Here is a 23,928-nt window from a genome sequence, read left to right as displayed (position 1 = left end):
CTGATCCGTCAGTTTGCATTCCATTTCCGCGGTGTGTAGAGTGTAATTACACGCCGCGGGGTGGAGCAGTTCGGTAGCTCGTCGGGCTCATAACCCGAAGGCCGCAGGTTCAAATCCTGCCCCCGCAACGAGTAAGAGGAAAGCCCCCGACAATGTCGGGGGCTTTTCGCATGCCCAAAGAAAATAGTGACACTGTGTGCACAGCTCCTATGATGACTTCATTCGGGAGATGTCCAGAAAGCTGTACCAAAATAGTCCTGATACGAAAGGACGGATGATGAACGATAACTGGTCAGAAGAGGCCCGCGAACGCGGTAGCCGAGAAGAACAGCCTACTGAAACAATGGGGCAAGCTCCGCCGCCACCGCCGCCAGCCTCGGCCTCACCATACTGGTCTGACCAGCAGCCGTCTGAACCCCTACAGCACAAAACACGCCGATTCGGCTGGCCTGTATTGATCACCGGGGTGGTCCTAGCCGGTGTACTCGGTGGAGGAGCCGGTGGAATCGCCGTGCACTACGCAGGCTCTCCCGGCGCAACGAGCAGTGAAAGCGTCCAAGAGTCCCCACAGCTCAACCGTAGTGAGGACGTCACTCCAACCACTGAAGCTGCGGCAACTGCCTCTCCGTCCGTCGTAACTCTTTCGGTAGGCGGGGACGAGGCCCAAGGTTCCGGGTCCGGGGTAATTCTCGACAAGGAAGGCCACATTCTGACGAACAGTCACGTGGTCACCCTGGGCGGACAGACCGCAGCCGCCAACGTTCAGGTGCAAACCTCTGAAGGCCAAGTTCATCAAGCCGAAGTGGTAGGAACCGACCCGTTATCTGATCTGGCCGTCATCAAAATTGACGCCGAAGGACTCAGCCCGATCGAAATGAGCTCAGCCAAGGACCTGAACGTGGGGGACCAGGCAGTGGCCATTGGGGCTCCGATGGGCTTATCCGGCACGGTCACCGAGGGTATTATCTCAAACCTTGACCGCACGATTTCTGTGTCCTCATCTGCGGTGCCAGAAGAACCCGAGGTGCCCGAGCAAGAAAGTCCGTTTGAATTCGGTCTACCTGAAAATCAGGAAGTGCCCGCAGAACAGGGTCAAATCCACTTGAACGTGATCCAATCTGACGCAGCCATCAACCCCGGCAACTCCGGTGGTGCCCTGGTTGACCAGGCCGGACGCCTCATCGGCATCAACGTGGCTATCGCGACTCGCACTGAAGGCAATGTGGGCCTGGGCTTCGCTATTCCTGCCGAATACGCACAACGCGTCGCAGGTGAGCTTATCGAAAACGGCGAGGCCTCACACGGCATGCTGGGCGTATCGATCGTACCTTCAGGTGATGCGAACATCTCCGATGGTGCGCGTGTAGTCGAAGTCGTTGAAGACGGCCCGGCTGCGGGTGCCAATCTTGAGTCCGACGACATTATTACTGCTATTGACGGCAAATCGGTCACCGATCCCGGCTCGTTGTCAGCAACGGTACGTCAATATCCTGCCGGTTCCGAGGTCGAACTCACCGTCGTGCGTGACGGGGAAGAATTTACTGAAACGCTGCAATTGGGCAGTATGAGCTAGGGCTAGACTGGGCATATGCAACCCGTATATGCCCATGACCTGGTGAAAAGGTCAAAAATTTCTCGTGCCCTAGTCATTGCAGCGCACCCCGACGACATTGACTTCGGCGCTGCCTCTACCATCGCTGCGCTCAGCGCATCCGGTGTGGAGTTGACCTATTGCTTGGTGACTTCTGGTGACGCCGGTGGTTTCGAGCTTGACCACTCGCGCGAAGCCATGATCGCCCGGCGGGAGCAGGAACAACGTGACGCCGCGAATGTCGTGGGCGTCAGCGACGTTCGGTACCTGAAACATCTGGACGGCTACGTCGAACCCAACCACGAACTGGTGAGTGCGTTGGTCGCGCTGATGCGCGAAGTGCAACCCGACGTCGTCATCAGCCAGCATCCACAACGTAACTGGGACCGCCTGCAGGCTTCACATCCCGACCATATCGCGGTCGGCGAAGCAACCGTACGAGCCGTGTACCCGGCCGTGGAGAATCCATTTGCTTACCCGGACCTGGAACACCTGCCAGCTTTCCGAATTGGACAGCTGTGGATGATGGGTGCGCCTGCCGAACTGGTAAACCTATGCGTGGATATCACAGACTACGTTGACTTGAAGCTCGAGGCGCTGCACAAACATAATTCACAGCACCCAGACCCGGCCGCGATGGACGCACGAGTGCGCAACGCGCTGGAGACAAATCACCCGGAAACCGGCCGCGCAGCGGAAGTCTTCCATAAGGTCGCCATAAATGACGAGACCACGTTTGCAGGGTTCTAGCCTTCTAGCGGCATCTCTACGACAGCCGTGCCCGATGGTGTTTCCGAGCCGGTCTGTGGTTCTACGGTGATCCATAGCAGCTGGTACGCTGCTACACCGCGGAACTCCACCTCGTCGTCTTCCAATTCTTCTGCGGTGTAGGTATCCACCGAAACCACAGACCCGCCGGGCTCTTCGAAGAGCCATACCTGGTAGCTTTCGTCTTCGGAGAGCTCTGGAACGTCCTCAAAGGTGAGATAGGCGGCGTCTTCTGCCGTGGAGAAGCGCCCGGTTGCGGTGCCTTCTTCCATTTCCGCGTCGACGGTGACGGTATCCTCGGCATCGTCGACGCTGCTGCGGATCCGCATGTCGCCGGTGTTCAAAAAGATGACGGCGGCCAGCACGGCCACTACTAAGACAATGCCGACCACGATAAACATAGTGCGACTACGGCGTTGTTGTTCTGGGTCTTCTTCGATCTCGTACTCTTCAACGCCTTCAATAAAACCAATGCCCACGTTTTGTTCGGGCAGTTGATCGAGCACCGAATCCAGCAGCGAGGCCGGTGGGTGAGCGGAGACGCGGCGGTACGCCCAAGTGAGCATGCGTTGGAATAGGGCATGACGGGCGCGTAGTTGTGCCGCGACGTCGCGGTCCTGACGGTTGATCCAGGCTTCCACGGCAACCGAGTCATCATCATCAAAAGCTTGCAGTGCATTGAGCGTGGCCAGTTCGGTGCCGAGTCCAACCTGAAGATCGGCTTCGACGTCGTCAGAAAACGCGGCCGTCTGCCCGCCAGAGGACGAGAGCGATCCGGTCACCCGGGTGGTCAGCAGTGGATCGTTATCTGCGCTGGTGCGGCCGGTAATCTCGGTCTGATAATGCCGGGTCAATCGGATGGTTGCATCCCGAAGACGGGATTTGAGGGTTGGCACGGCAACGTTGAGCTCGCTTGCCGCCTCATTCACGGTGCGGCCACCTAACCAGATGGTGGTCAATGCCAGTGCCTGTGCATCGGTGAGTGGTTCAAGTTCTTTGAGTCGGGAGGCCACGGCCTGCATGCGGGAAACATCGCCGACATCCTGGGCGTCAGGCCGATGGTACCGGCCGATCTGCTGTGCGATCGAGTTGATCCATGCGACCACTGTTCGGTCTCGAGCCTGCTCGTCAGCGTGGTCCACATTGAAGTCAAATGTGAAATGTGGTGCTTGACGCCAGAGCGATGTGTAGGCGTCGGTAGTAGCCTGCAGGGCGTCGTGTTCGATAGGAAAAAGTGCGGTGAGCAGGCCGAATACCTGCGGTGACGTGACATCATAGAGCGCAGCGAAGGCTGCGGTGTCGTCGTCGCCGGCAAGCTTCAAAAGTTGGGCTGGTCCCGGAGTTTGTGTTTCCATCTCTGCTAGCTTATGAGGTGTTGTCGTGTAGAGCACTCCGGCGCGCCACAGGGCAGCCTAACTGCCCGAAAATTCATGTTGTCGCCAGGCCTCGTACAGGACAATGGAAGCCGTATTTGCCAGGTTCAACGACCGTCTTCCGGATTGCATCGGCAGGAACACGGTGTCGGTGATCATTGGGTCATTCAGCACCTCGTCGGCAAGACCGACGGATTCTTTGCCGAAGACCAGCACGTCGCCGGGCTGGTAGGTGACATCGTCATAGCGCAGGTTTCCGGTCCCGGTGAAGGCGAACACCCGTGTTGGCTGCAGCGCTTCCCATGCAGAGGCAAGATCAGGGTGCACGGTCACCAGGGCCAGATCGTGGTAGTCCAGTCCGGCGCGGCGAAGGTGTGCGTCGTCGAAATTGAACCCCAGAGGTTCCACCAAGTGGAGTTCAGCCCCGGTAATCGCAGCTAGCCGGATGGCATTGCCGGTGTTGCCTGGAATTTCAGGCTCATGAAACAGGACACGAAACTTCGGATTGGTCGCGCCGGGGGTGCGTGGTGCGTTGGCATGTGGATTCATAGTTTTGCTAGTAATTGTCCCATCGCGGTCCGATCCACCACGTTGTGGTCACCGGTGCCGATAAAGAGTTTGATTTGGCGGACCGCATCCATGATTGATGCGGGGACGTCGGTGAGCCCCAGGGTGTTGAGAGAAACGGGGGCCTGAATAGTGGGTGCATGCGGATTGGTGGAAAAGACGACGGCGAATCCGCCGATTTCGAAGTCCGGAAGCAGCTGTTGGAGGCCCGCGACGGCGTCAGATAGGTCCGTTAGCTCAATGCGTTTCTGCCCGGTGAGTTCGGTGCCGTTGAACTGGTAAACATCCGGCGGGGCATCGGCCACGGAAAACACCGCGACTTTCGTGCCGCCCAGCACCACGGTGCTTAGGACGTTACGTCGGGAGAGCTTGACCCCGTGAAAAATCCGTAGTGAGGGTAGTGCCGAATACACTCGAGTTTGCAATACCTGTGACAGTCGGCTGTGTAGGGTTCGCTGCTTGCGCCCGAAGAGCCCACCCGGGATGGTCCCGTGAACGATTCGTTGTGCCAGTGGTGAATCCACGGTCACGGTGGGGTTACCCACGAACTGAACCGGTCCATCTGCCAACGGCGGAATGAACCGGAGTGGCTCGGGCTGCTTCGAGGTGTTGGGCCGAGATTCATAGGCGCGCGTGGTGTGCCGTCCCGCCGGCCTTGGGGGCGGCGCGGAGGTGTTGGACGTGCCATTGGTCGTTGAATCAAGTTCAGACAATTGTTTCCACGCTTTAGTGATTGCATCAAAGCGCGCTGCATCACCACCGCGATCCGGGTGATGCCGTTTCGCCAAGGAAAGATAGGCCCGACGGATCTGCTTTTCGCTGGCCGACGGACTGACCCCGAGCACCTGATAGGGGTCTGAACGGTTACTGAGATTGTCTGACACGGGCCATATTCTACCGGTCCTGTTCTAAACTGGAGGACATGTCCCGAATCTATCTTGATCACGCAGCCACCACGCCGGTGCGCGATGCCGCCCTAGAAGCATTCGTGAGCCAGGCGAAACGCAACGGCAACGCATCGGCCCTGCACTCGGCTGGCCGCTCGGTGAAATTCCACGTGGAGGATGCCCGCGACCGACTGGCGGCGACCCTGGACGCTGATCCAACTGAGATTCTGTTTACCGCAGGTGGCACCGAGTCGGACAACCTGGCGCTCAAGGGGCTCTACTGGGCGAACCGACCCAACGACGTCATTCTTGCCACCGGTATTGAGCATCCCGCGGTGATAGAAACACTCGAGTGGTTGGAAGCCCGCGAAAACGCGACCGTGGTCTTTGTCGACGTGACCGAAGAAGGCTTTGTCGACGTTGGAGCGTTCAAAGCTGCGCTCGAAGAGTATGCAGGACGTATTGCTGTAGCGACACTGATGTGGGCAAATAATGAAATCGGCACTATTCAACCGGTCGAACAGATCGCCGAGCTGTGCCAGGCTGCCGGCGTGGATTTTCACGTTGACGCCGTTCAAGCATTTGGCAGCTTGCCCATTACGTTTGCGCCGGGCATGACCACCATGGCGCTCTCCGGGCACAAAATTGGCGCACCGGTAGGAATCGGTGCGCTGCTAGTGCGCCGTGACGCCAAACCGGTACCGGTTTTACACGGCGGGGGCCAGGAACGTGAAATTCGCTCGGGGACCATCGCCGACGCGCTGATCTTGGCTTTTGCCGCCGCAGCAGTCGAAGCCACCCAGAATCTGAGTGAAGAGTCGACCCGATTAGCCGGGTTACGAGACCAACTGATCCATGCGATTCAGGAACACATACCAACGGCAAAACTTCAGGGACCGGCCGACCCAAATTATCGGCTTCCAACGAACGTGCACTTTTCCTTTGCGGGGGCAGAGGGTGACTCGTTATTATTTGGGTTGGACATGGCAGGGATCGAGTCATCGACGGGTTCGGCATGTAATGCAGGGGTGTCACGCCCCTCGCATGTTATTTTGGCTACCGGCCAAAACGAATCAGCGGCCCGATCTACCCAACGGTTTAGTCTGGGACATACGACGACGCAAGAAGATATCGACGCGGTGATAGCTGCGCTACCGGGAATTTACCGGGCCGCAGCGGAGGCCGGGATGGCAGCAGAAAAGTCTTCCATCCGCACAGCTAATTCGCACCGCTAAACGGGAGAGCATTATGAAAAAGTTAAAGGTTTTGGCAGCAATGTCGGGCGGTGTCGACTCGGCAGTGGCCGCCGCGCGCGCAGTGGACGCCGGCCACGACGTCGTCGGCGTCCACCTGGCACTATCCCGCATGCCCGGCACCCTTCGGACCGGTTCGCGCGGCTGCTGCACTATTGAAGATGCCTCCGATGCCTGGCGTGCCTGCGAAATGCTTGGCATCCCGTACTACACCTGGGACTTCTCGGAACGTTTCCAAGAAGAAGTCGTCGACGACTTCATCGAAGAATACGCCGCCGGGCGTACACCCAACCCGTGTATGCGCTGTAACGAACGCATCAAATTCGCTGCCCTGCTCGAACGCGCACTGGCCCTGGGCTTCGACGCCGTCGTCACCGGGCACTACGCCAAAGTTCTTGAAGGCGAAAATGGCGAGCTCGAGCTCCACCGCGCCGCTGACGATGCGAAAGATCAGTCGTATGTGCTCGGTGTGCTGACCGCTGAACAACTCAAACACTCCCTGTTCCCGCTGGGGGATACCCCATCCAAAGAGATGGTGCGTGCCGAAGCGGCCGAACGCGGCATTTCGGTGGCTCAAAAACCAGACTCCCACGACATCTGCTTCATCCCAGATGGCGATACTCGGGGCTGGCTGGAAGAAAAGATCGACATGGAAGACGGGCCGATCTTGGACACCGAGGGTGAGGAAGTAGGCACCCACCCGGGCGCGCAGGCTTTCACCATCGGTCAGCGCCGCGGCCTGGCCATCGGTAAACCCGCTGATGACGGCAAGCGACGCTTCGTGCTGGAAATCCGGCCGAAAGATAACGCCGTTGTGGTGGGGTCTCGCGAGATGCTCGCCGTCGACCGTATTACCGGTATCCGCCCATCCTGGGCCGGTGCTCCGATCGCTGAAGCAGCAACCGGTGAGTGGTTCGACTGCCACGTCCAGGTGCGTGCTCACGCCGAACCTGTGCCCGGCCGTACTCGCGTGACGACGGGTGACGTCGACGGCTCCGAAGCCGTAGTGTGGCAAATCGAACTGGACGACTCCATTCAGGGCGTTGCCCCCGGTCAGACCGCCGTCGTCTACCAGGGCACTCGTGTGCTGGGGCAGGTCACCATCCACAAGTCGATCAACGCAGAACGTCTGGCACACGTCTAAGCTAGGAACCATGAACTACGACTCCAAGGCGTCTTCGTTGGCGGGCAAAACCGATCCGGCCATCTTTGAAGAACTCTTATCTATCCGATCCAGCATCGACAATATTGATGCCACTCTGGTGTATCTCCTGGCCGAACGGTTTAAGTGCACCCAGAAAGTCGGCCAGCTCAAAGCCGAACACGAATTGCCACCCTCTGATCCGGAACGTGAAAAGTCCCAGATCAAACGGTTGCATTCGCTAGCGCGTGACGCCGAACTCGACCCGGTATTCGCGGAGAAGTTTCTGAACTTCATCATCGAAGAAGTTATTCAACACCATAAAGCCATCTCCCAGGAGCAACAGTGACGATCCCCGTGGGTCTGGTCGATGGAACCTTTGCCGGAACTGACCTCCACGCCGTTTACGAACTGCAGCGTAACGAAATTGATGCCCCGCACATTCCAGCGCTGGTTGAACTCCCGGACGTCGGCTCCCACGCCACAGGCATCGGCAAGGTTGCCGCCAATCTCAGCGTGCCCTTTGAACTGCGATCCTATGGCTGGCAGTTGCAACATGGTGCAAGGATCTCTGCAAGCGACCAACTGCGGGCCGCATCGCATCGCGACAGCGCCATTCAAGCTATGGCTGATGTTGCCGCAGACGACGCCGTACCGGAAGTATCGGTGCGCCTACTGGGTCCTGTGGCCTTGATGATGTCCGGTTGGTTGCCCTCCGGGCAACGGATCCTACGTGATGCTGGTGCACGCGACGATATCGCGGGTGCCTGGGCTGAAGGTACCGCAACATTGATCTCGCGCATCCGTGCAGTACTTGGGGCTGCACCGATTATTCTGGTCGATGAGCGCCAAGCACACCTGGCCGTCAATGGTCAGGTGCGCACCGCTTCTGGTGCAAGTTTCGAACGGTCCATCGACGTGTCCGAAATCCGTTCCTACTGGGAAACCGCAGTAGCCCAGGAAGCCTCCGTGCTTGTTGAAACCTCGGACGAACTCGTTCAGACGGCCGCCGACGTCGGCGGTATTATGCTGGACTGGCCGCAGGGTCGCAACAGGACAACCGAGCGGACCTGGGAGCGCATTGACGGGCTCGTCCAAGCTGGGTCACCTGTTGCCCTGCAAGTCGAGCACCATGACAACCCTCAGCGCTATGCGGAAGAGCTCGTAGAACAGTACCTGGATTGGGGAGTCAGCCACAAAGGCTTGGAACACGTGTACTTCGTAACACGTTTTGACAGGGCAGGCGAAGTGGAAACCGGCTCCGGTCTCCAGTGGCTGCGTGTGCTAGCCGATCATGCTGCAGGCTATTCGGCGACACTGTAATACCTATCGGTCATTCACACCTGCTGAAATATGGGCAAAAAATCAAAGTCGGCCGGCTGCTTTGAGCCGCAGATACATATCGCCCACCGCCATCGGCAAATCGTCTGGTTGTGCTTCAATGACATCGGCCCCGTAACGATTCAGCAACTGCACCATCTTTCGGTTCCGCAATTTCTGAGCTTCAGCACTAGCCGCGATAAAAGCCGCATCGGAGGAGTCCCGGTCCTCAGCCATATCGTCGAGCTCCGGATCTGCTACGGCAGCAACCAAGACGACGTGACGTTTCGTCAGCACCGGCAAGATGGGAATCAGACCTTCTTCAATCGCGGCAGAATCAAGGGGAGTTACCAGCACAATCAAAGCACGTTGCCGTGTGACATTGGATATCTCCGGTGGCAACACCGACCAATCAGCAGCCAACAGGCGAGGAAACACTTGCGATAGTGCTCTGGACACGCGATGCAGCAAATGGCCTTTCTCCTCGGACGAGGAACGCGTACGAATTGACTGATCTAAGGTCAACAAATCCACTCGGTCCCCACCAGCATTCGCCAGCGCGGACATAAACAGTGCGGCTTCAATGCCCGCATCGAAACGGGTCTCATCGCCTACCCGCACGGCAGAGGCACGAGACGAATCAAGAACTACCACAACGCGGCGGTCACGTTCTGGTCGATACGTCCGGACAATAAGTTCATCAGAACGTGCCGAAGCCCGCCAGTCGATGGTCCGAACGTCGTCACCGCGAACGTATTCGCGTAAAGAATCAAACTCATGCCCAGCACCTGGAGCATAAACAGCCGATCTTCCCTCGATTTCGCGAAGCTGGTTAATCCGCGATGGCAAATGCCGACGAGACCGAAACGGTGGGACCACGGTTACGTCACCGGTCGAAGTATGCGTGTGCTGGCGCCCGCCCAGACGCAATGGTCCATAGGTGCGAATGGTCAGCTTCCGCGTCCGAACGGTACCGCGACGAGCCGGAGTGAGCATGGTGGCGAAACGCTGCGAGGCGCCAACCTGAATATCCATGCGGTGTTCGGGTTGTGAATCGTGAGCAGAGGGTTGCCACCCGTCGCGTACCTGGCCGAGCATTCTGCGCTGGGAATGGTTTGTTACCTCGACCCATACCTCAAGTGGCTCTCCCGAACGAACCTGCTTGTTCTCGCTGCGTTGCAGAGTCACCATCCGAGGCGAAGGCGTAAGCAACAGCTCAAAGCCAAGCACTACTAACTGCACGCCCAAGATCCCAAACACGGTGAGGTAACCGGGCCACACCACCATGGGGATGAACCCCAGTATCGCGAGTAGGACGAACCGAAACGAAATGAACATTACCGAGGCACCGGTACCGTTGCAATCAGGCCCTGCAATACCTGATCGACACTGACGCCATCCATTTCGGCCTCCGGACGTAGCGAAACACGGTGACGCAAGCAGGGTAGGACCAGGGACTGCACGTCGTCGGGGGTAATAAATTCCCGTCCGATCAGCCATGCCCATGCCTTGGCAGTTTTCATCAAGGCCGTGGATCCACGTGGCGAAACCCCGGTCTGGAATGATGGCGAGGAACGAGTGGCCTGCACTAGATCCACGATATAGGCCAGTACTTCGGGTGAGGTTTTAACCTGGGCGATCTCGGATCGGGCAGCCTCAATGGTTTGCTGATTCGCCACAGCCTTGAGTCCTGCTGCTATGAGATCGGTTGGACGGAATCCCGTGGCATGCCTGTTGAGAATCTCGATCTCCTCATTTCGTGCAGGGAGATCGAGCTTGACCTTGAGCATGAACCGATCCAGCTGCGCTTCCGGTAGGGGGTAGGTCCCCTCGTATTCAATGGGGTTTTGGGTAGCGATCACCATGAATGGTTCGGGTAGGGGATAGGTTGTGCCATCCACCGATACCTGGTGTTCTTCCATAGCCTCCAATAATGCCGCTTGAGTCTTCGGCGGGGTGCGGTTGATCTCGTCGGCCAACATGAGGTTCGTGAACACCGGACCTTCACGGAAGCGGAATTGTGACGTCGACGCATCGTAAATTAGCGAACCGGTCACGTCGCCGGGCATCAGATCCGGGGTGAACTGCACGCGGGTGTTGTTAAGGTCCATAGCTTCCGACAGGCTGCGAACCAATAGTGTTTTAGCAACCCCGGGAACACCCTCGAGTAAAACGTGGCCTTCGGCGAGCAACCCGATGAGCAGCGAGGTCACGGCGTGGTCTTGACCAACCACGGCCTTGGCAACCTCAGTCCTGACATCGTTGAGTGCGGGGCGGGGGGTTTGGTTCACTATGACTCCTTAGTTGGTGCTGCGAAGCGGTCACGCACGTCGTGTTCAAGTTGCTGTAAGTGTTGTGCCCAGGAAACAAATTCCCGGCTGGTCAGTTCACGGGCCGGCGGAGCATAGAGCTGGTGCAGTTCTGCAAGGGGCCGGTCCAATTGTGCTGCTGTTTCAGTCAGTACAACATTCGGTGCGCTGCCGGCTCCCAGCTGCAACGTTCGAGCTAGACGAGCAAGGCTGGCTTGTTGGAGCATCTGCAATGCGTGACGGTGGTGCTTTCCCTTGGCGTACATCCGGCCGCGCCCCACCGTCGTTTCGGCGGCGGAGACTTCCGCCGGGAGTGGTTCGGTAATCACCGGACCGGTTCGTCGCCCAATGTACAACAGGAAAATCCCGGTCACGACGACGGCCCATACGATGCTCATGCGCACCCAGTCGGGCAGCTGGACGGGGGAGAGATCCCCATCCTGATCTGGGTCTAGGCTGAAGTCTGGCTGGAACCAGATGACAGTATCCGACTGGCCGAGCGCCCAGGTAGCCAAAGTGGCCGTGCCGTTTTCATGGAGACCAGCGTTGGAGAGCATTTGCCAATCTGCAAAGACGATAGACCCCTCAGCGGTTTCGGCATACGCATAGGACTGTTGTTCTGTACCGGTATCTTCGTTATCCAGCGCAAAACAGCCCTGGGAGCCATCGCGGAGGAGCACACCGGCGCGAATGTTGTTAATATCTGTGGCCTCACGTGCGGCATCGAGCTGGCACGTGTCGCCGACCTCAAGCCGGTCGATTGCCGTCGTTGCGACGGTAGTGTCCACACCGTCTAAGAGGTATTGCGGTACTAAACTCGGTACTCCCGCGAAGACTCGCTGGTCAGCAGGTACCAGATCCGCTAATTCTTCGAGACGCTCGTACGAGCTATTCTGCATGGCCGAATTCTTGTCATGGAAGACCACGGTGGCCTCCGGATGGTTGCTCAACTCGGAGCGCAATTGTGTCATGGATTGTGCTGGACGAACCGCGATGCCTTGGTCGTCCAGCACACTGGTGATCCCGGCGGCACCTTGAGTCGTTTCGTCATCGATACCCAGGCTGCCTTCGGTCCGTTGCGGTTGTAAGGTAAGCCAGGTTAAAACGGCCAGCCAGGCCAGGACCACCAGGCAGACAACCGTGATCCACCCGAACTTTCGACGCGGGAGAGCCTTCATCGAGGTATCAACCTGGCCGGATCGTTGTGGGGGTTATACGCCTGAGGCTGTGCAGTCTGGAGGGAATGTGCCAGCTGCATAACAGTGGCCACCGCATCTCGGGTCGGGGTCATGGAACCATAGACCACCCGGTTGAACCCGCTCGACGCTTCATCGATAGCGTCACGGTGGTGGGGCAATACGGCACCCATCGTCCAGCCGAAAGTCGTTGCCGTGGTCGACGGCGTAACCTCAACGAGTTGTCGTTGCTGAGCGTTGCGCACGATGGATCGGTAAGCATGGATATACGCCTGGTCTAGCTCCCCGGATGCGAGGTAGCGCTTAGCAGAATCGAAGTATTCTTCAGCGGCAATCGATGAGTCCACGAGTTGGGACTCTTCAATGGCAGTGGGGCTTACCGATGGGCGGAAGTAGCGGATCAGCAGAAACAGTAGAACGGCGACGGCAGCGGCGAGTAGTACGACGATAACCACGCTGCCGGCACCAGAAGAGTCGACGTTGAGCGTAAGTGCCTCGTTAATCCAGCGGATGAAGCGTTCCCAAAGGCTCAGCGAACCGTCGATGTCGTATGAATCGATGCGTTCGGTGAGGAGTCTGCGAGCCTCGTCATCGTTGGGGGTCCAGCCAGTTGACCTCATTGATACGGTCCCGGAGGTTGCGGTGGTCCCTGAGGTGGCTGTTGTCCATATGGGGCTGGATATGCTGCGCTCTGTGGAAAGTGGCCGGGCTGCTGACTCTGTTGCATCCCGACACTGTGGCGCCCAGGAAGCACAAGGTTGGTCTCATCAAAGGAACTAGGCCGTTGGTCAGGCGAGGTATCAAAACGATCCATCGTCGAATCCGTGGAGTATTGCGCCGCGAGTTGTTGGAATTCCAGGTGCAAACCCTCTTTTCGGAACCGGTAGTCGTAGTACAGCGCGTTTGTCACAATCGCAAGCATGTTATAGATGACGAAGGTAATCAGCGTGGAAATGGCACTGATGATGGTGTTCACGATGACGGTAGCGAGGTTGAATTCTGCCTCGGTCCCTGCTCCGAGTATTGCGAAACTGCTGAACATCATCAGCGGCGTCAGGATCACCCCTTGGACGATCGACACGATGATCGTGAACAGGACGCCAATGCCGAAGGTGCGCCAAAAGTTTCCGCGGGTAAGGCTCCAAGAGCGGCGCATGGCGGCAAAGGGGCCGATGTCTTCAACGATCATGGCGGGTGCCACGAGGCACCAGCGGGTCATAAAGTACAGCACGGGTATGAGGGGGAGCAGTAAGAGCGCGAAGATCATGAACAGCATGCCGATAATGGCGCCGCCGTTGGTTGGTTCGATGTCGCTAAAGAAGAGATAGACGAAGAGTCCGACAAACAGCGCCGTGATTACGGTGGCGATCACTATGCCGGCGAAGATAAGGAGGGTCAGCCCAATGAGACGTCCCCACTGGCCGCGCAAAAGTCGAAAACCCTGGCCCAGTGACGTCTTCATGCCAACGGCACCACGACCGACCATGGTGGAATATATGCCCCACGTAAAGACATACCCGAACGCCGTAGCGATTTGCGCCAGGAGCATTGACACGAGGATCCAGATGGCGAATCCATCCATCGCCTGACCGAGCTCTGCGTAGGGGTCCATTGTTCCGAGGTTGCCCATAGACCGGCTCAGGAGAAACTCGCCGGTGGCCGTCAGGATAGCGGCCAGGCCCCCGAAGAGCAGTGCAGCACCAAAAAACAGTCCCGGCGATTTACGTAACGTTGTGAACAGCGAATTAAAATAGTCTCCGAGCGACAACGGCCGCAACGGCAGCGTTCCGGGCTGTGCCACCGGCATGAATCCAGGGTGATAATTCTGTGGTGGTTGTGGGGCTCCACCTTGCGGATTCCAGCCGTATGAACCGCTCTGGTACGGGTTCGGTTGCCTCGGATCTGGGCTAGACGGGCCGTAATATGACATGGCATCCTCGAAAGTTGTTAGAGCTGTGCTCTCATATACTGTATTGGTTCACTCGGTGGTAAACCAGATTCTAGCCACATGGGGCCGGAGGGCCGGGGCAATTTCGCCGCGATTACTTTAAAAGCCACTATGAGAAGTCTTACCCCTACTTGTCCGGTAGGCTTTACCCTGGTAAATACTATGCGAGTTGCGCTGGAAGGAATGCGGTTGAAGACCAAAGTATTAGTGGTTGACGACGACGAAGCGTTAGCCGAAATGATCGGTATCGTCCTGAACAACGATGGTTTTGAAACCTATTTTTGTTACGACGGCGGTCAGGCAAACGACATGTATCGTAGTGTGCGCCCTGATTTGGTGCTGCTCGATCTGATGCTCCCCGGCAAGGACGGTATTGAAATATTGCGCGACCTGCGCAAGGAGTCTGACACGCCGGTGGTTATGTTGACCGCAAAGTCTGAAACTGCCGACGTCGTGCGCGGCCTCGAAGCAGGTGCTGATGATTACGTGCCCAAACCCTTCAAGCCAGCCGAACTAGTGGCCCGAGTACGTGCTCGTCTCCGCGAAACCGACACCAAGGACTCTGAAACACTCTATATTTCAGATTTGACCATCGATGTGGCCGGTCACGAGGTCACCCGCGATGGCACCTCGTTGAGTCTGACCCCGTTAGAATTCGATCTCCTGGTAGAACTGGCACGTCGTCCAGGCCAGGTCCTCACCCGGGAAGAACTCCTGGAAGAAATTTGGGGCTATCGTCACCAGGGCGATGCTCGTTTAGTCAACGTCCACGTGCAGCGGCTGCGTGCCAAGGTCGAAAAAGATCCTGACAACCCCGAGGTGATTCTCACCGTCCGCGGCGTCGGATATAAAGCCGGCTAGCCTATGTCCACCGACGTCGTCATTCCCACCAATTTGACACCCGAACAGCCCAAATCATCCTGGGTGAAGCGGGTGTTCAGTGTGTTTAAGCGAACCCGTCGCCGGTTTGTTCGCGAGTGGGATTCGTCGATGTCGTTGCGAACAGCTGTCATCGCTGCAGCGGCCACCATCATCGGTTCGTTATTCTTAGCATTCTTCTTGACCCAGCAGATTACCAACGGGTTGTTCCAGTCGCGGTTCAACCAGGTCCAAGCGGAAGCGAATCATGCGCTGCAGCAAACCCGGCAGGTATTTGAAAACGCCGCGACTGCTGACGAGGATTCGACCACTTCTCTGGTTGCTGACACGCTGCGCCAGCTGACCACTGATGAAACGGCGTTTGCGCGAGACTTTCTGCTGGTGCCACTAGATGAGGACGACGATCTCTATGTCGGGTCCATGAGTTCCGGTGGTGCCACAGAACAACTCATCACCGATGATCTGGCGCAGCAGGTGTCTTCCGGCAGTGGCATCTATTACCAGTCGATTTCTTTACCTGATGCCGGGTCTACGCAGCCCGGCTTGGCATTTGGCACCCAGGTTGTCCTCCCACCGGGTGGCTACTATGCGTTGTACTTTATTTATGACCTCTCCGATGTCCAGGCCACGATCGATTACTTGATGAACGTCTTGCTTGTGGCTGGTGTGGGACTGTTGGTCATGAACATCGGTATCGCCCTGTGGGTCACACGGTCGGTTGGTAAACCCATCCAGCAGGCTGCGCAAACTGCCGAGTGGTTGTCATCCGGCGACCTTTCGGTTCGGATGGACGTCAAACGAACGGATGAGATCGGGTCACTGTCTGAGTCGTTTAATAAGATGGCCGACAATATTCAAGATCAAATCACGCAGCTAGCAGACCTTTCGCAAATCCAGCAGCGTTTCGTCTCTGATGTGTCCCACGAACTGCGTACCCCGTTGACGACGGTTCGAATGGCGTCCGAAGTGCTCTATGAATCCCGAAATGAGCTGGACCCGGTCCTACGGCGCTCCACGGAACTGATGCATCACCAGGTCGAACGCTTCCAAGCGCTGTTGGCAGACCTGTTAGAAATCTCGCGGTTCGACGCCGGTGCGGCCGAAGTGTCGTTGGAGAAAACGGATCTGCTGCACTTGGTCGCCGACGTCGCCCTGACCGCACAGCCGTTGGCTGATGAGACGGACACCCAACTGTCCATCATCGCTAAAGGCGATTCATTCACCGCAGAAGTCGACTCGCGCCGGATCGAGCGGATTCTGCGCAACCTGGTCAATAATGCGATCGAACACGGCGAATCACAACCCGTCGATGTCATTCTGGAAGGCGACGACACCTCGGTGTCCATCGTCGTCCGTGACCATGGCATGGGGATGACCGAAGCACACCTTGAACACGTCTTTGACCGCTTCTGGCGCGCAGACCCGGCGCGGACCAGAACCACCGGTGGCTCCGGTCTCGGGCTGGCCATTGCCGTGGAAGACACCCGCCTGCATAACGGCAGCATCGATGCTTGGGGCAAGAGCTCACAGGGTTCAGCATTTCGGGTGACCCTCCCGCGGATTTCTGGAACCGTCGTTTCAGGTTCAGCTCCATTGCAACTGCCTCCGGAATATGATCGTGCCAAGCGCGTTGCCCCGCGTGATGTCGACGTCGTAGATCCTGAAGATACCACGTCCCAGTCAGCCGTCTTTAATCGGATCACCGAACAACATCTGTATCAACCCAGAGACGAGCAATTATGAGCTTGGCTCGTCTGTTCCGACTGCTCATTGCCGGTCTCTTTACCTCGGCAATCATCGTCGGCTGTGCTAGCATCCCACAATCCGGCCAGATCGGTGAATCAGACCAGCAGGCCAATGTTGATCAGAACGTGGCCTACACGTTCAACCCGGCCGGACCGGCACAGGATGCCACTCAAACGTCGGTGATTAATGGGTTCATCTTGGCCGCAACCGGCATTCAAGGGGACTTCTCGACGGCTCGCGAATTCCTGACCGAGGATGCGGCCGAAACGTGGGACCCTTCGGCTCAAACCACCATTTACACCGGCAAACCGATTGTCGATTCCAACGGAGGCGATCAGTACAGCGTCGAGCTATCCTCCGTGGGGTCTCTGGACGAGGCGGGTGTTTTGGAACTAGCCGATGGCGGCGAAACTCAGAACTTCGACTTCAGTCTGGTGCAAGTAAACGGTCAGTGGCGTATCGATGAGCTGCCCGATGGGATTAGTCTGGACTCTGCACAATTCCGGGCGTTGTTCAATACCCAAACCCTCTACTTCTACGATCCCACCTACACTTACGCTGTGCCAGACGTTCGGTGGATGCTCAACACCTCTGATCAAACCGCCGCCATCGTCCAAGCACTACTCGACGGACCGGCCAATTACCTTGACGGCGCCGTCGTCTCTGCATTTGAGCAGGACGCGGAACTCTTCCGTGATATCGTGCCGGTCTCCACATCCACTGCCCAGGTGGATCTCACGGATGAAACATTTGCCGACACCTCAGAACTTACGCGGCACCGCATGCAACAACAACTGGAACTCGCGCTGGAACGTTATCCCGGGGTCTCAGATGTATCCATGACCAGAGAACGATCCGTGATTGATCTCGACGAAGCCCCCGATGAATTCACCCCGGCCGATAGCACAGTGACCACTGGCAACACACAGGTCGGTATTCATCCCGAGACGCAACAGCTGGTGGCCTATGAAGCGAATTCAACCACCACAATGGACGGCTTTCCAAATGTGGCGAATCTGGAACCGGCTGACCCCACGATGAACCGGCAACGCGATACGGCTGCCTTTGTCAACGCCGATCGCGATACCCTCTATGCGGCCAACGATGCCACGCAGTCCTATGAGATTGCCACCGGCACCGATCTCATTGCACCATCAATGGATGTGCACGACTGGGTGTTTTCGGTAACCGACGACAACACGATTATTGCCGCAAAAACCACTCGTACCGGACAAGTATTAGAAATCACCCACCCCTGGGCCGGACAGAACGTCGAAATTACCTCCCTTCGCATTTCGCCGGAGGGTACCCGCGCCGCCGTCGTCGTTAAACGGGAAGATAAGCCCGCTGAATTGTATTTGGCGGGTCTGATCCGCGATGAACAAGGACAACCTCAGGCGTTGGGCAACACCTTCAAATTACAAGCCGACGAACCGCCCAATACCGTTGAGTGGTACTCGACCGCAGAGGTGCTTGCTGGACGTGTCTCGGACCGGGAGCGCGTTGAGCTCGAGCTCCTTGGATTCAGCGGTCCATCAGTAAATTTCAAACCGATGCTGGGTATGGTGAGCTTCTCGACCGGTGCCGGCAATGTGTACGCAGAAACGGAAGACAACGCATATCTTCGCGTTGGCAATAACTGGCGGGCACAACCTGAGGCGCCCACCGAATTGTCTTATCCAGGCTGATATCCACAGACACTCCGACACGCGCTCCAACTTTTGCGGGTGTCCGACACACTGTGTACATGAGTTCGCTTTTGCAGGCCATTGATCGTTTGGCCACGTCACCGGCGGCCAGGACGATTACCCGTGCATGGCAGGGGATGAGCAACTTGTTAATCCCTAATCCGTGTGTGCTGTGCGCTTGGGACGACGCCGTCCAATACCAACTGTGCACTCGGTGTACCGCATTACTAAAAGAACAGCACGCCCAGGTTGTGCAGGCGCAAGACTTTGCTGATTCGTTGCCACTCAACACAGTGACGGGCATGGCTTTACCCGTGTTTGCTTCGTCGTTCTACACTCCGGAAATGTCCAAGCTGCTACTGCGTTTCAAAGACCATCAACGCGTCAACGCGGCAGGATTTCTGCGGCCGATTGTATACCGGACACTGCAGCACGCGGCGGATACTCTGGGATACCCCTACTATCGGCTGGTTCCTATCCCTGCATCTGGAGCGAGTATGAGAAAGCGCGGGTATAACCCGGTCACTGCAATGCTGCCGAAATCTGTGCCGCCTACGATGCTCTATGACGCGGAAACCCTGAAAACTCGCTGGCAGCTGTATAACCGCTCCTCGCATGCCGGTACCGGAGTTCAGTCTCGACGTGATAGCTCTCGCAAGAAATTTCGGGTGGCCCTACGCCATAATCCAGCGGCAGAACCAGTGATACTTGTTGATGATGTCCTGACCACCGGAGCCACTCTGGCCGCAGCGACGAGAACGCTGGAGTCGGCCGGTTTCGACGTCGTTGCGGCCGTCGTCGTAGCTACGGTCGTGCCCCGCAATTAGTGCGAACGGAACCATGCCAAAGAAGCAAAATTCAATGAATTGCCCTGGAGCGTAGCATCAGAACTTATCCTTCAGGCATCCAGCAGGTACCATGGGGATGACCCAGCGTAGGCGGTGAAGCAAAGCGACTCACGAGTTGTTTCACCGCTGACTTTATTGCACTAAGTACTACGAGGAGGACTTGATGGCATTAGACATCAATTACCTGGCCCGCGATACAGATCTTTCGGACGACTTCCGTACGTATGTTGAAGAGAAATTCGAAAAGATCTCATCACTGACCGAACAAGCACAGCGTCTGGAGGTCAAACTCGTTTCCCGTGAATCACACACCGGGGCCTCTGGTTTAGTCACCGCAGAACTTACACTGCATTCACCTCGTAACGTCGTCCGTTCCGAAGCGAATGACAATGATAAACAGATAGCGTTCGACCACGCGTTTGCCCGGCTGCAAGAGCGTCTTCGCCGTTTGCGTGAACGTGCAAAGAGTGGCCGTCGTCGTCCATCAGTGCAAGAACTGACACAGAATTTTGCACCGGTACCTTCCGACGTCTCGCTGGTCGAGGAAGTGCTCGAGCAGCAAGCCGTCGAAGCTCAAGAGCAGGCGGAACAGGAACGTCTGGAGCAGAACGGTGATATTCCAGTCACGATTCGTCGTAAAGTTTTCCCAACACAGCAGATGACCCTCGATGATGCCATCGACAATATGGAGCTGGTAGGTCACGATTTCTACCTCTTTATTGACGAGGAATCAGGATTGCCATCAGTTGCATACCGACGCCGCGGTTGGTCCTACGGCGTGATCGCAATGGGCGAGGAAGAGTCTGAGACGGTACGCGATTATCGTCAAGCTGAAGCCTAAAGCTCAGTGCTAAAATATGATGCCCCATCGGCAACGGTGGGGCATCATGTATGTGAAGACACTTCAGTTTGGCAAGTGCACAGACTTGCGACGTAGACTGTCAAGAGTGCGCGGTAACCCCGCCAAGAGTCGAAGATTTCGGGAGTATAAGACACGTGGCATCATTTATTGAACGGATTTTGCGAACCGGCGAGAAACGGACCCTCAAACGGTTGTGGCAATACGCTGACGCCGTGAATATGGTCGAAGATGACTTCGCAGCTCTCTCAGATGCTGAACTGCGTGCCGAAACAGATTCGTTCAAGCAACAAATCGCAGATGGCGTGAGTCTCGATGCCCTACTTCCCGAGGCGTTTGGCGCTGTTCGCGAGGCTGCTTCTCGTACCGTTGGGCTACGCCACTTCGACGTGCAGGTGATGGGCGGTGCAGCGCTTCATGAGGGTAGGATCGCTGAGATGAAAACCGGTGAAGGCAAGACCTTGGTTGCTACTGCACCGGCGTACCTCAATGCGTTGTCTGGCGAAGCCGTGCATATTGTGACGGTGAATGACTATCTTGCTGAATATCAGTCTGAACTCATGGGCCGTATCTTCCGGTTCCTCGGCATGGAAACCGGTGTGATTTCCTCCGGGCTCCCACCCTCCCAGCGCAAAGCACAATACGATGCTGATATTACCTACGGGACCAACAACGAGTTTGGCTTCGACTACCTGCGCGACAACATGGTCATGTCGAAAAATGACATGGTGCAGCGCGGTCACGGTTTCGCCATCGTGGACGAGATCGACTCGATTCTCATTGACGAAGCCCGCACCCCTCTGATTATCTCCGGACCAGCCCAAGGTGACGTATCGGGTTGGTATTCTCAGTTCGCTAAACTTGCACCGCGGTTGAAGCGCGACACCGATTATGAAATCGATGAAAAGAAACGCACTGTATCTGTACTGGAACACGGCATTGACAAGGTAGAAGACTGGCTTGGCATTGATAATCTATACGAATCTGCCAACACGCCACTTATTGGGCATCTGAACAATGCAATCCGTGCCAAAGAGCTCTTTCAGCGTGGAAAAGAATATGAACTCATCGATGGCGAAATCCGAATCGTTGACGAGCACACCGGGCGTATGCTGCCCGGTCGTCGACTCTCTGATGGTCTGCACCAGGCGATCGAGGCCAAGGAAAAAGTCAAGATTCATGCAGAAAACCAGACGCTGGCTTCGGTGACCCTGCAGAACTATTTCCGAAAATACACGAAGCTTTCGGGTATGACCGGTACAGCAGAGACCGAGGCTGCAGAATTCATGTCGACCTATGAACTCGGTGTTGTACCCATTCCAACCCACAAAGATGTACAACGTGTGGATCAACAAGACTTGGTCTACAAACACGAAAAAGCGAAGTTTGCTGCCGTGATCGAAGATGTGGCAGAACGTCACAAGAACAACCAGCCAGTGCTTATCGGTACGACGTCGGTAGAAAAATCTGAATACGTCTCGAAACTTCTAGCCAAAGAAGGCATCAAGCACGAAGTTTTGAACGCGAAGAATTATGCTCGCGAGGCTGCCATTATTGCTGATGCTGGTCGACCGGGTGCCGTGACCGTTGCGACGAATATGGCGGGTCGCGGTACAGATATTATTCTTGGTGGAAACTCTGAATTCGCAGCCGTTACGGAAATGAACCGCCGGGGTCTCGATCCTGAAGAGGACGCTGAGGAATACGAAAAGGTCTGGACCGAAGTCTTTGCTCAAGCAAAGGCAGATACCGAGCAAGAACGTGAGACCGTCAAAGACAGCGGCGGACTCTATGTATTAGGCACCGAGCGTCACGAGTCTCGGCGTATCGATAACCAGTTACGTGGTCGTTCAGGTCGCCAGGGCGATCCTGGTGAATCGCGGTTCTACCTGTCGATGACCGATGACCTGCTGCGACTCTTTAACGCAGGCATGGCTCAACGCGTCATGGGTATGAGTAACTTCCCAGACGATATGCCGCTTGAAGCGAAGATGGTGAGTAAAGCGATCGAGCGCGCCCAGGCAACTGTTGAAGAACGTAATACACAGCAGCGTAAAGATGTTCTGAAATACGACCAGGTGATGAATTCCCAGCGCGAAGCGATCTACAATGATCGAATCCACATCCTAGAGGGTGAAGACCTGCAAAGCAGGATCGTGGAGTTTATTGAAGAGTCTGTATCGGACATCGTCGATGATGCCTATCAGCTCGATAAGAATGAAGAACTTGATGCCGGTCAGCTCTGGCAGAATCTGCGCGGTCTCTACCCGGTATCGATCACGCAAGAGGACATGGAAGAGGAATTTGGCTCGCTTTCAAGGGTCAAGCCGGCCGACCTCAAACGAGAATTCGTCTCTGATGCCAAGGTGCTCTACGGGCTTCGTGAAGAAGAATTCGGCGAAGAACTGATGCGCGACCTTGAACGCCGGGTACTGCTGGAATCCATCGGCCAGAAATGGCAAGAGCATCTATATGAGATGGACTACTTACGTGAAGGCGTGGGGCTGCGTGCAATGGCACAGCGAGATCCCTTGGTCGAGTACCAACGTGAGGGACACACTATGTTCCAATCCATGATGCAAGCAGTGCGGGAAGACGCAGTCTACAAACTGTTTAACGTCCAATTCCGAAAACCGGAAGTGAAAGCTGGATCCGCTCTGCCGGGGGTCGCCGGTGACTTCTCGAAGATCGCGAACTTCAGTAATCAGCAACAACAACCGTTGCAGTACTCAGGTCCTTCCGCCTCAGCGCCCGGTACGGCCACCACCCAAACCCGTGCGGCCGACGGACAACGAGTCAAGCAGGCTCAAAAGTCCCGGGACGAGCGCAAGACGGATGAACGTGAAGCGCGTAAGGCCGCGAAGAAAGCTCGGAAGAACTCCTAACCAATTTCAAATGCGGTAACTTTCCAACGCTCCCGTTGCAGACAGAGACGCATCGCGATCGCCCGGGCGCGTTGACCTACACGGATGGTCATAGAGGTTTCCCAGTCGCCATTTTCGCGAACCTCAGCACGAACTCCAATCGGAGTAATTGAGGGTACTTTTGTAGCGCCACGTTCATTGCACCGAGCTGCAAGATAGTTACCGTTGACTGTACGTTCTACGCGGGCACGCAGTTTTTGAAAGAGCTCCAGTTCTATCCACGTACTGAGCTGCGTGAAGGGGCGTAATCCAAGTTCGGCTTCAACAAATGCGGAGCCTATTGTTTGCGTCATCTTTTTGATTGCCTCACGTTGCTCTAGGTGCCAGCGATCGCCAACCTCCGGGGCACGATGCTTCCGTAACGAAACGATATTGGACTGTGTACTAGATCCAAGAGGCTCCCGCTGCGGAGCATATTCGTCGGCTGGAGCGGTTAGAGATGATGCAATTTTGGGTTCTTGGTAAATAGTACGAAGAACGGGCCGAGGTACTGGGGTAATTGTGAGAGTTTCTTGAGCAACGGATCTTAGATGCCGTTTTGGGCTAGCTTGCTTGTCGTTGCCAAGGGACAGAGGTTCAGGCAGTGCACTGGACATGGGTGTTCCTCATCTCGTGTGAAGGTATTGAGTGA

At 56.5% G+C, this 23,928-nt stretch carries 21 protein-coding genes and 1 tRNA gene; 13 read left to right on the top strand and 9 right to left on the bottom strand.

Features of this window, described 5'->3' with window-relative positions; all coding sequences use genetic code 11:
- The first annotated feature begins 54 nt into the window (after positions 1–54).
- The 3 genes from L0H14_RS03450 (at position 55) to L0H14_RS03440 (ending at position 2,341) form a co-directional block, all read left to right on the top strand.
- A tRNA-Met gene (locus tag L0H14_RS03450) sits at positions 55–128 on the top strand.
- 146 nt (positions 129–274) lie between these two features.
- Positions 275–1,573, top strand: a complete 1,299-nt coding sequence (locus L0H14_RS03445; RefSeq protein WP_301421393.1) for a S1C family serine protease — start codon at positions 275–277, stop codon at positions 1,571–1,573.
- A gap of 15 nt (positions 1,574–1,588) precedes the next feature.
- Positions 1,589–2,341: a PIG-L deacetylase family protein gene (locus tag L0H14_RS03440; protein WP_301417551.1), complete on the top strand. Its 753-nt coding sequence runs from the start codon at positions 1,589–1,591 to the stop codon at positions 2,339–2,341.
- Here L0H14_RS03440 and L0H14_RS03435 read toward each other — a convergent pair.
- Genes L0H14_RS03435 through L0H14_RS03425 form a run of 3 tightly spaced genes read right to left on the bottom strand, consistent with a single transcriptional unit; the run spans position 2,338 to position 5,183 of the window.
- The gene (locus tag L0H14_RS03435) at positions 2,338–3,714 is read right to left on the bottom strand and encodes an anti-sigma factor (RefSeq protein ID WP_301417549.1); all 1,377 of its coding nucleotides are present in this window, start codon (positions 3,712–3,714) and stop codon (positions 2,338–2,340) included. The two genes, L0H14_RS03440 and L0H14_RS03435, sit on opposite strands and share 4 nt — an antisense overlap.
- Positions 3,715–3,771: 57 nt before the next feature.
- Positions 3,772–4,281, bottom strand: coding sequence for a tRNA (cytidine(34)-2'-O)-methyltransferase (locus tag L0H14_RS03430; protein WP_301421392.1), 510 nt, complete (start codon positions 4,279–4,281; stop codon positions 3,772–3,774).
- The gene (locus L0H14_RS03425; RefSeq protein WP_301417545.1) at positions 4,278–5,183 is read right to left on the bottom strand and encodes a J domain-containing protein; all 906 of its coding nucleotides are present in this window, start codon (positions 5,181–5,183) and stop codon (positions 4,278–4,280) included. The genes L0H14_RS03430 and L0H14_RS03425 overlap by 4 nt, the downstream gene beginning before the upstream one ends.
- A 38-nt stretch (positions 5,184–5,221) precedes the next feature.
- On the opposite strand from L0H14_RS03425, the gene L0H14_RS03420 reads away from it, so the two are divergent.
- The 4 genes from L0H14_RS03420 to L0H14_RS03405 are packed head-to-tail and all read left to right on the top strand — an operon-like array spanning position 5,222 to position 8,903.
- The gene (locus L0H14_RS03420) at positions 5,222–6,421 is read left to right on the top strand and encodes a cysteine desulfurase family protein (RefSeq protein ID WP_301417543.1); all 1,200 of its coding nucleotides are present in this window, start codon (positions 5,222–5,224) and stop codon (positions 6,419–6,421) included.
- A 13-nt stretch (positions 6,422–6,434) separates the two neighbouring features.
- Positions 6,435–7,583, top strand: a complete 1,149-nt coding sequence (mnmA, locus tag L0H14_RS03415; RefSeq protein WP_301417541.1) for a tRNA 2-thiouridine(34) synthase MnmA — start codon at positions 6,435–6,437, stop codon at positions 7,581–7,583.
- A 10-nt stretch (positions 7,584–7,593) separates the two neighbouring features.
- Positions 7,594–7,929, top strand: coding sequence for a chorismate mutase (locus L0H14_RS03410; RefSeq protein WP_301417539.1), 336 nt, complete (start codon positions 7,594–7,596; stop codon positions 7,927–7,929).
- A complete protein-coding gene (locus L0H14_RS03405) occupies positions 7,926–8,903 on the top strand; it encodes a hypothetical protein (protein ID WP_301417537.1) in 978 nt (325 codons plus the stop codon). The genes L0H14_RS03410 and L0H14_RS03405 overlap by 4 nt, the downstream gene beginning before the upstream one ends.
- Positions 8,904–8,945: 42 nt before the next feature.
- Here L0H14_RS03405 and L0H14_RS03400 read toward each other — a convergent pair whose 3' ends face one another.
- The 5 genes from L0H14_RS03400 to L0H14_RS03380 are packed head-to-tail and all read right to left on the bottom strand — an operon-like array spanning position 8,946 to position 14,335.
- Positions 8,946–10,238 carry a DUF58 domain-containing protein gene (locus L0H14_RS03400; protein WP_301417535.1) on the bottom strand — a complete coding sequence of 431 codons (1,293 nt, stop codon included), beginning with the start codon at positions 10,236–10,238 and terminating at the stop codon, positions 8,946–8,948.
- Positions 10,238–11,191 carry a MoxR family ATPase gene (locus L0H14_RS03395; protein WP_301417533.1) on the bottom strand — a complete coding sequence of 318 codons (954 nt, stop codon included), beginning with the start codon at positions 11,189–11,191 and terminating at the stop codon, positions 10,238–10,240. Before L0H14_RS03395 ends, L0H14_RS03400 begins: the two co-directional genes overlap by 1 nt.
- Entirely contained in the window at positions 11,191–12,387 is a 1,197-nt protein-coding gene (locus tag L0H14_RS03390) for a hypothetical protein (RefSeq protein WP_301421391.1), read from the bottom strand. Before L0H14_RS03390 ends, L0H14_RS03395 begins: the two co-directional genes overlap by 1 nt.
- Positions 12,384–13,025, bottom strand: coding sequence for a DUF4129 domain-containing protein (locus tag L0H14_RS03385; protein WP_301417529.1), 642 nt, complete (start codon positions 13,023–13,025; stop codon positions 12,384–12,386). Before L0H14_RS03385 ends, L0H14_RS03390 begins: the two co-directional genes overlap by 4 nt.
- On the bottom strand, positions 13,022–14,335 hold the full coding sequence (locus L0H14_RS03380) for a glycerophosphoryl diester phosphodiesterase membrane domain-containing protein (RefSeq protein WP_301421390.1): 1,314 nt from the start codon (positions 14,333–14,335) through the stop codon (positions 13,022–13,024). Before L0H14_RS03380 ends, L0H14_RS03385 begins: the two co-directional genes overlap by 4 nt.
- Positions 14,336–14,542: 207 nt before the next feature.
- Here L0H14_RS03380 and mtrA point away from each other — a divergent pair, with 207 nt between their 5' ends.
- From mtrA to secA, 6 genes are all read left to right on the top strand, one after another.
- Complete coding sequence (mtrA, locus tag L0H14_RS03375; RefSeq protein ID WP_301417524.1) at positions 14,543–15,214, top strand: MtrAB system response regulator MtrA; 672 nt, start codon at positions 14,543–14,545, stop codon at positions 15,212–15,214.
- 129 nt (positions 15,215–15,343) lie between these two features.
- Complete coding sequence (gene mtrB / locus L0H14_RS03370) at positions 15,344–16,975, top strand: MtrAB system histidine kinase MtrB (RefSeq protein WP_301421389.1); 1,632 nt, start codon at positions 15,344–15,346, stop codon at positions 16,973–16,975.
- Positions 16,972–18,666, top strand: coding sequence for an LpqB family beta-propeller domain-containing protein (locus tag L0H14_RS03365; protein WP_301417520.1), 1,695 nt, complete (start codon positions 16,972–16,974; stop codon positions 18,664–18,666). Before mtrB ends, L0H14_RS03365 begins: the two co-directional genes overlap by 4 nt.
- Positions 18,667–18,725: 59 nt before the next feature.
- Complete coding sequence (locus tag L0H14_RS03360) at positions 18,726–19,493, top strand: ComF family protein (protein WP_301421388.1); 768 nt, start codon at positions 18,726–18,728, stop codon at positions 19,491–19,493.
- A 184-nt stretch (positions 19,494–19,677) separates the two neighbouring features.
- On the top strand, positions 19,678–20,355 hold the full coding sequence (gene raiA, locus L0H14_RS03355; RefSeq protein ID WP_301417516.1) for a ribosome-associated translation inhibitor RaiA: 678 nt from the start codon (positions 19,678–19,680) through the stop codon (positions 20,353–20,355).
- 155 nt (positions 20,356–20,510) lie between these two features.
- The gene (gene secA / locus L0H14_RS03350; RefSeq protein ID WP_301417514.1) at positions 20,511–23,258 is read left to right on the top strand and encodes a preprotein translocase subunit SecA; all 2,748 of its coding nucleotides are present in this window, start codon (positions 20,511–20,513) and stop codon (positions 23,256–23,258) included.
- Here secA and L0H14_RS03345 read toward each other — a convergent pair.
- Positions 23,255–23,590: an Rv3235 family protein gene (locus tag L0H14_RS03345; protein WP_301417512.1), complete on the bottom strand. Its 336-nt coding sequence runs from the start codon at positions 23,588–23,590 to the stop codon at positions 23,255–23,257. The two genes, secA and L0H14_RS03345, sit on opposite strands and share 4 nt — an antisense overlap.
- Positions 23,591–23,928: the final 338 nt, after the last annotated feature.

The sequence above is a fragment of the Yaniella sp. genome, assembly GCF_030453185.1.
GTDB lineage: Bacteria > Actinomycetota > Actinomycetes > Actinomycetales > Micrococcaceae > Yaniella.
The sequence above is the reverse complement of the archived record's forward strand: the minus strand, read 5'-3'. Positions and strand labels throughout refer to the sequence as shown.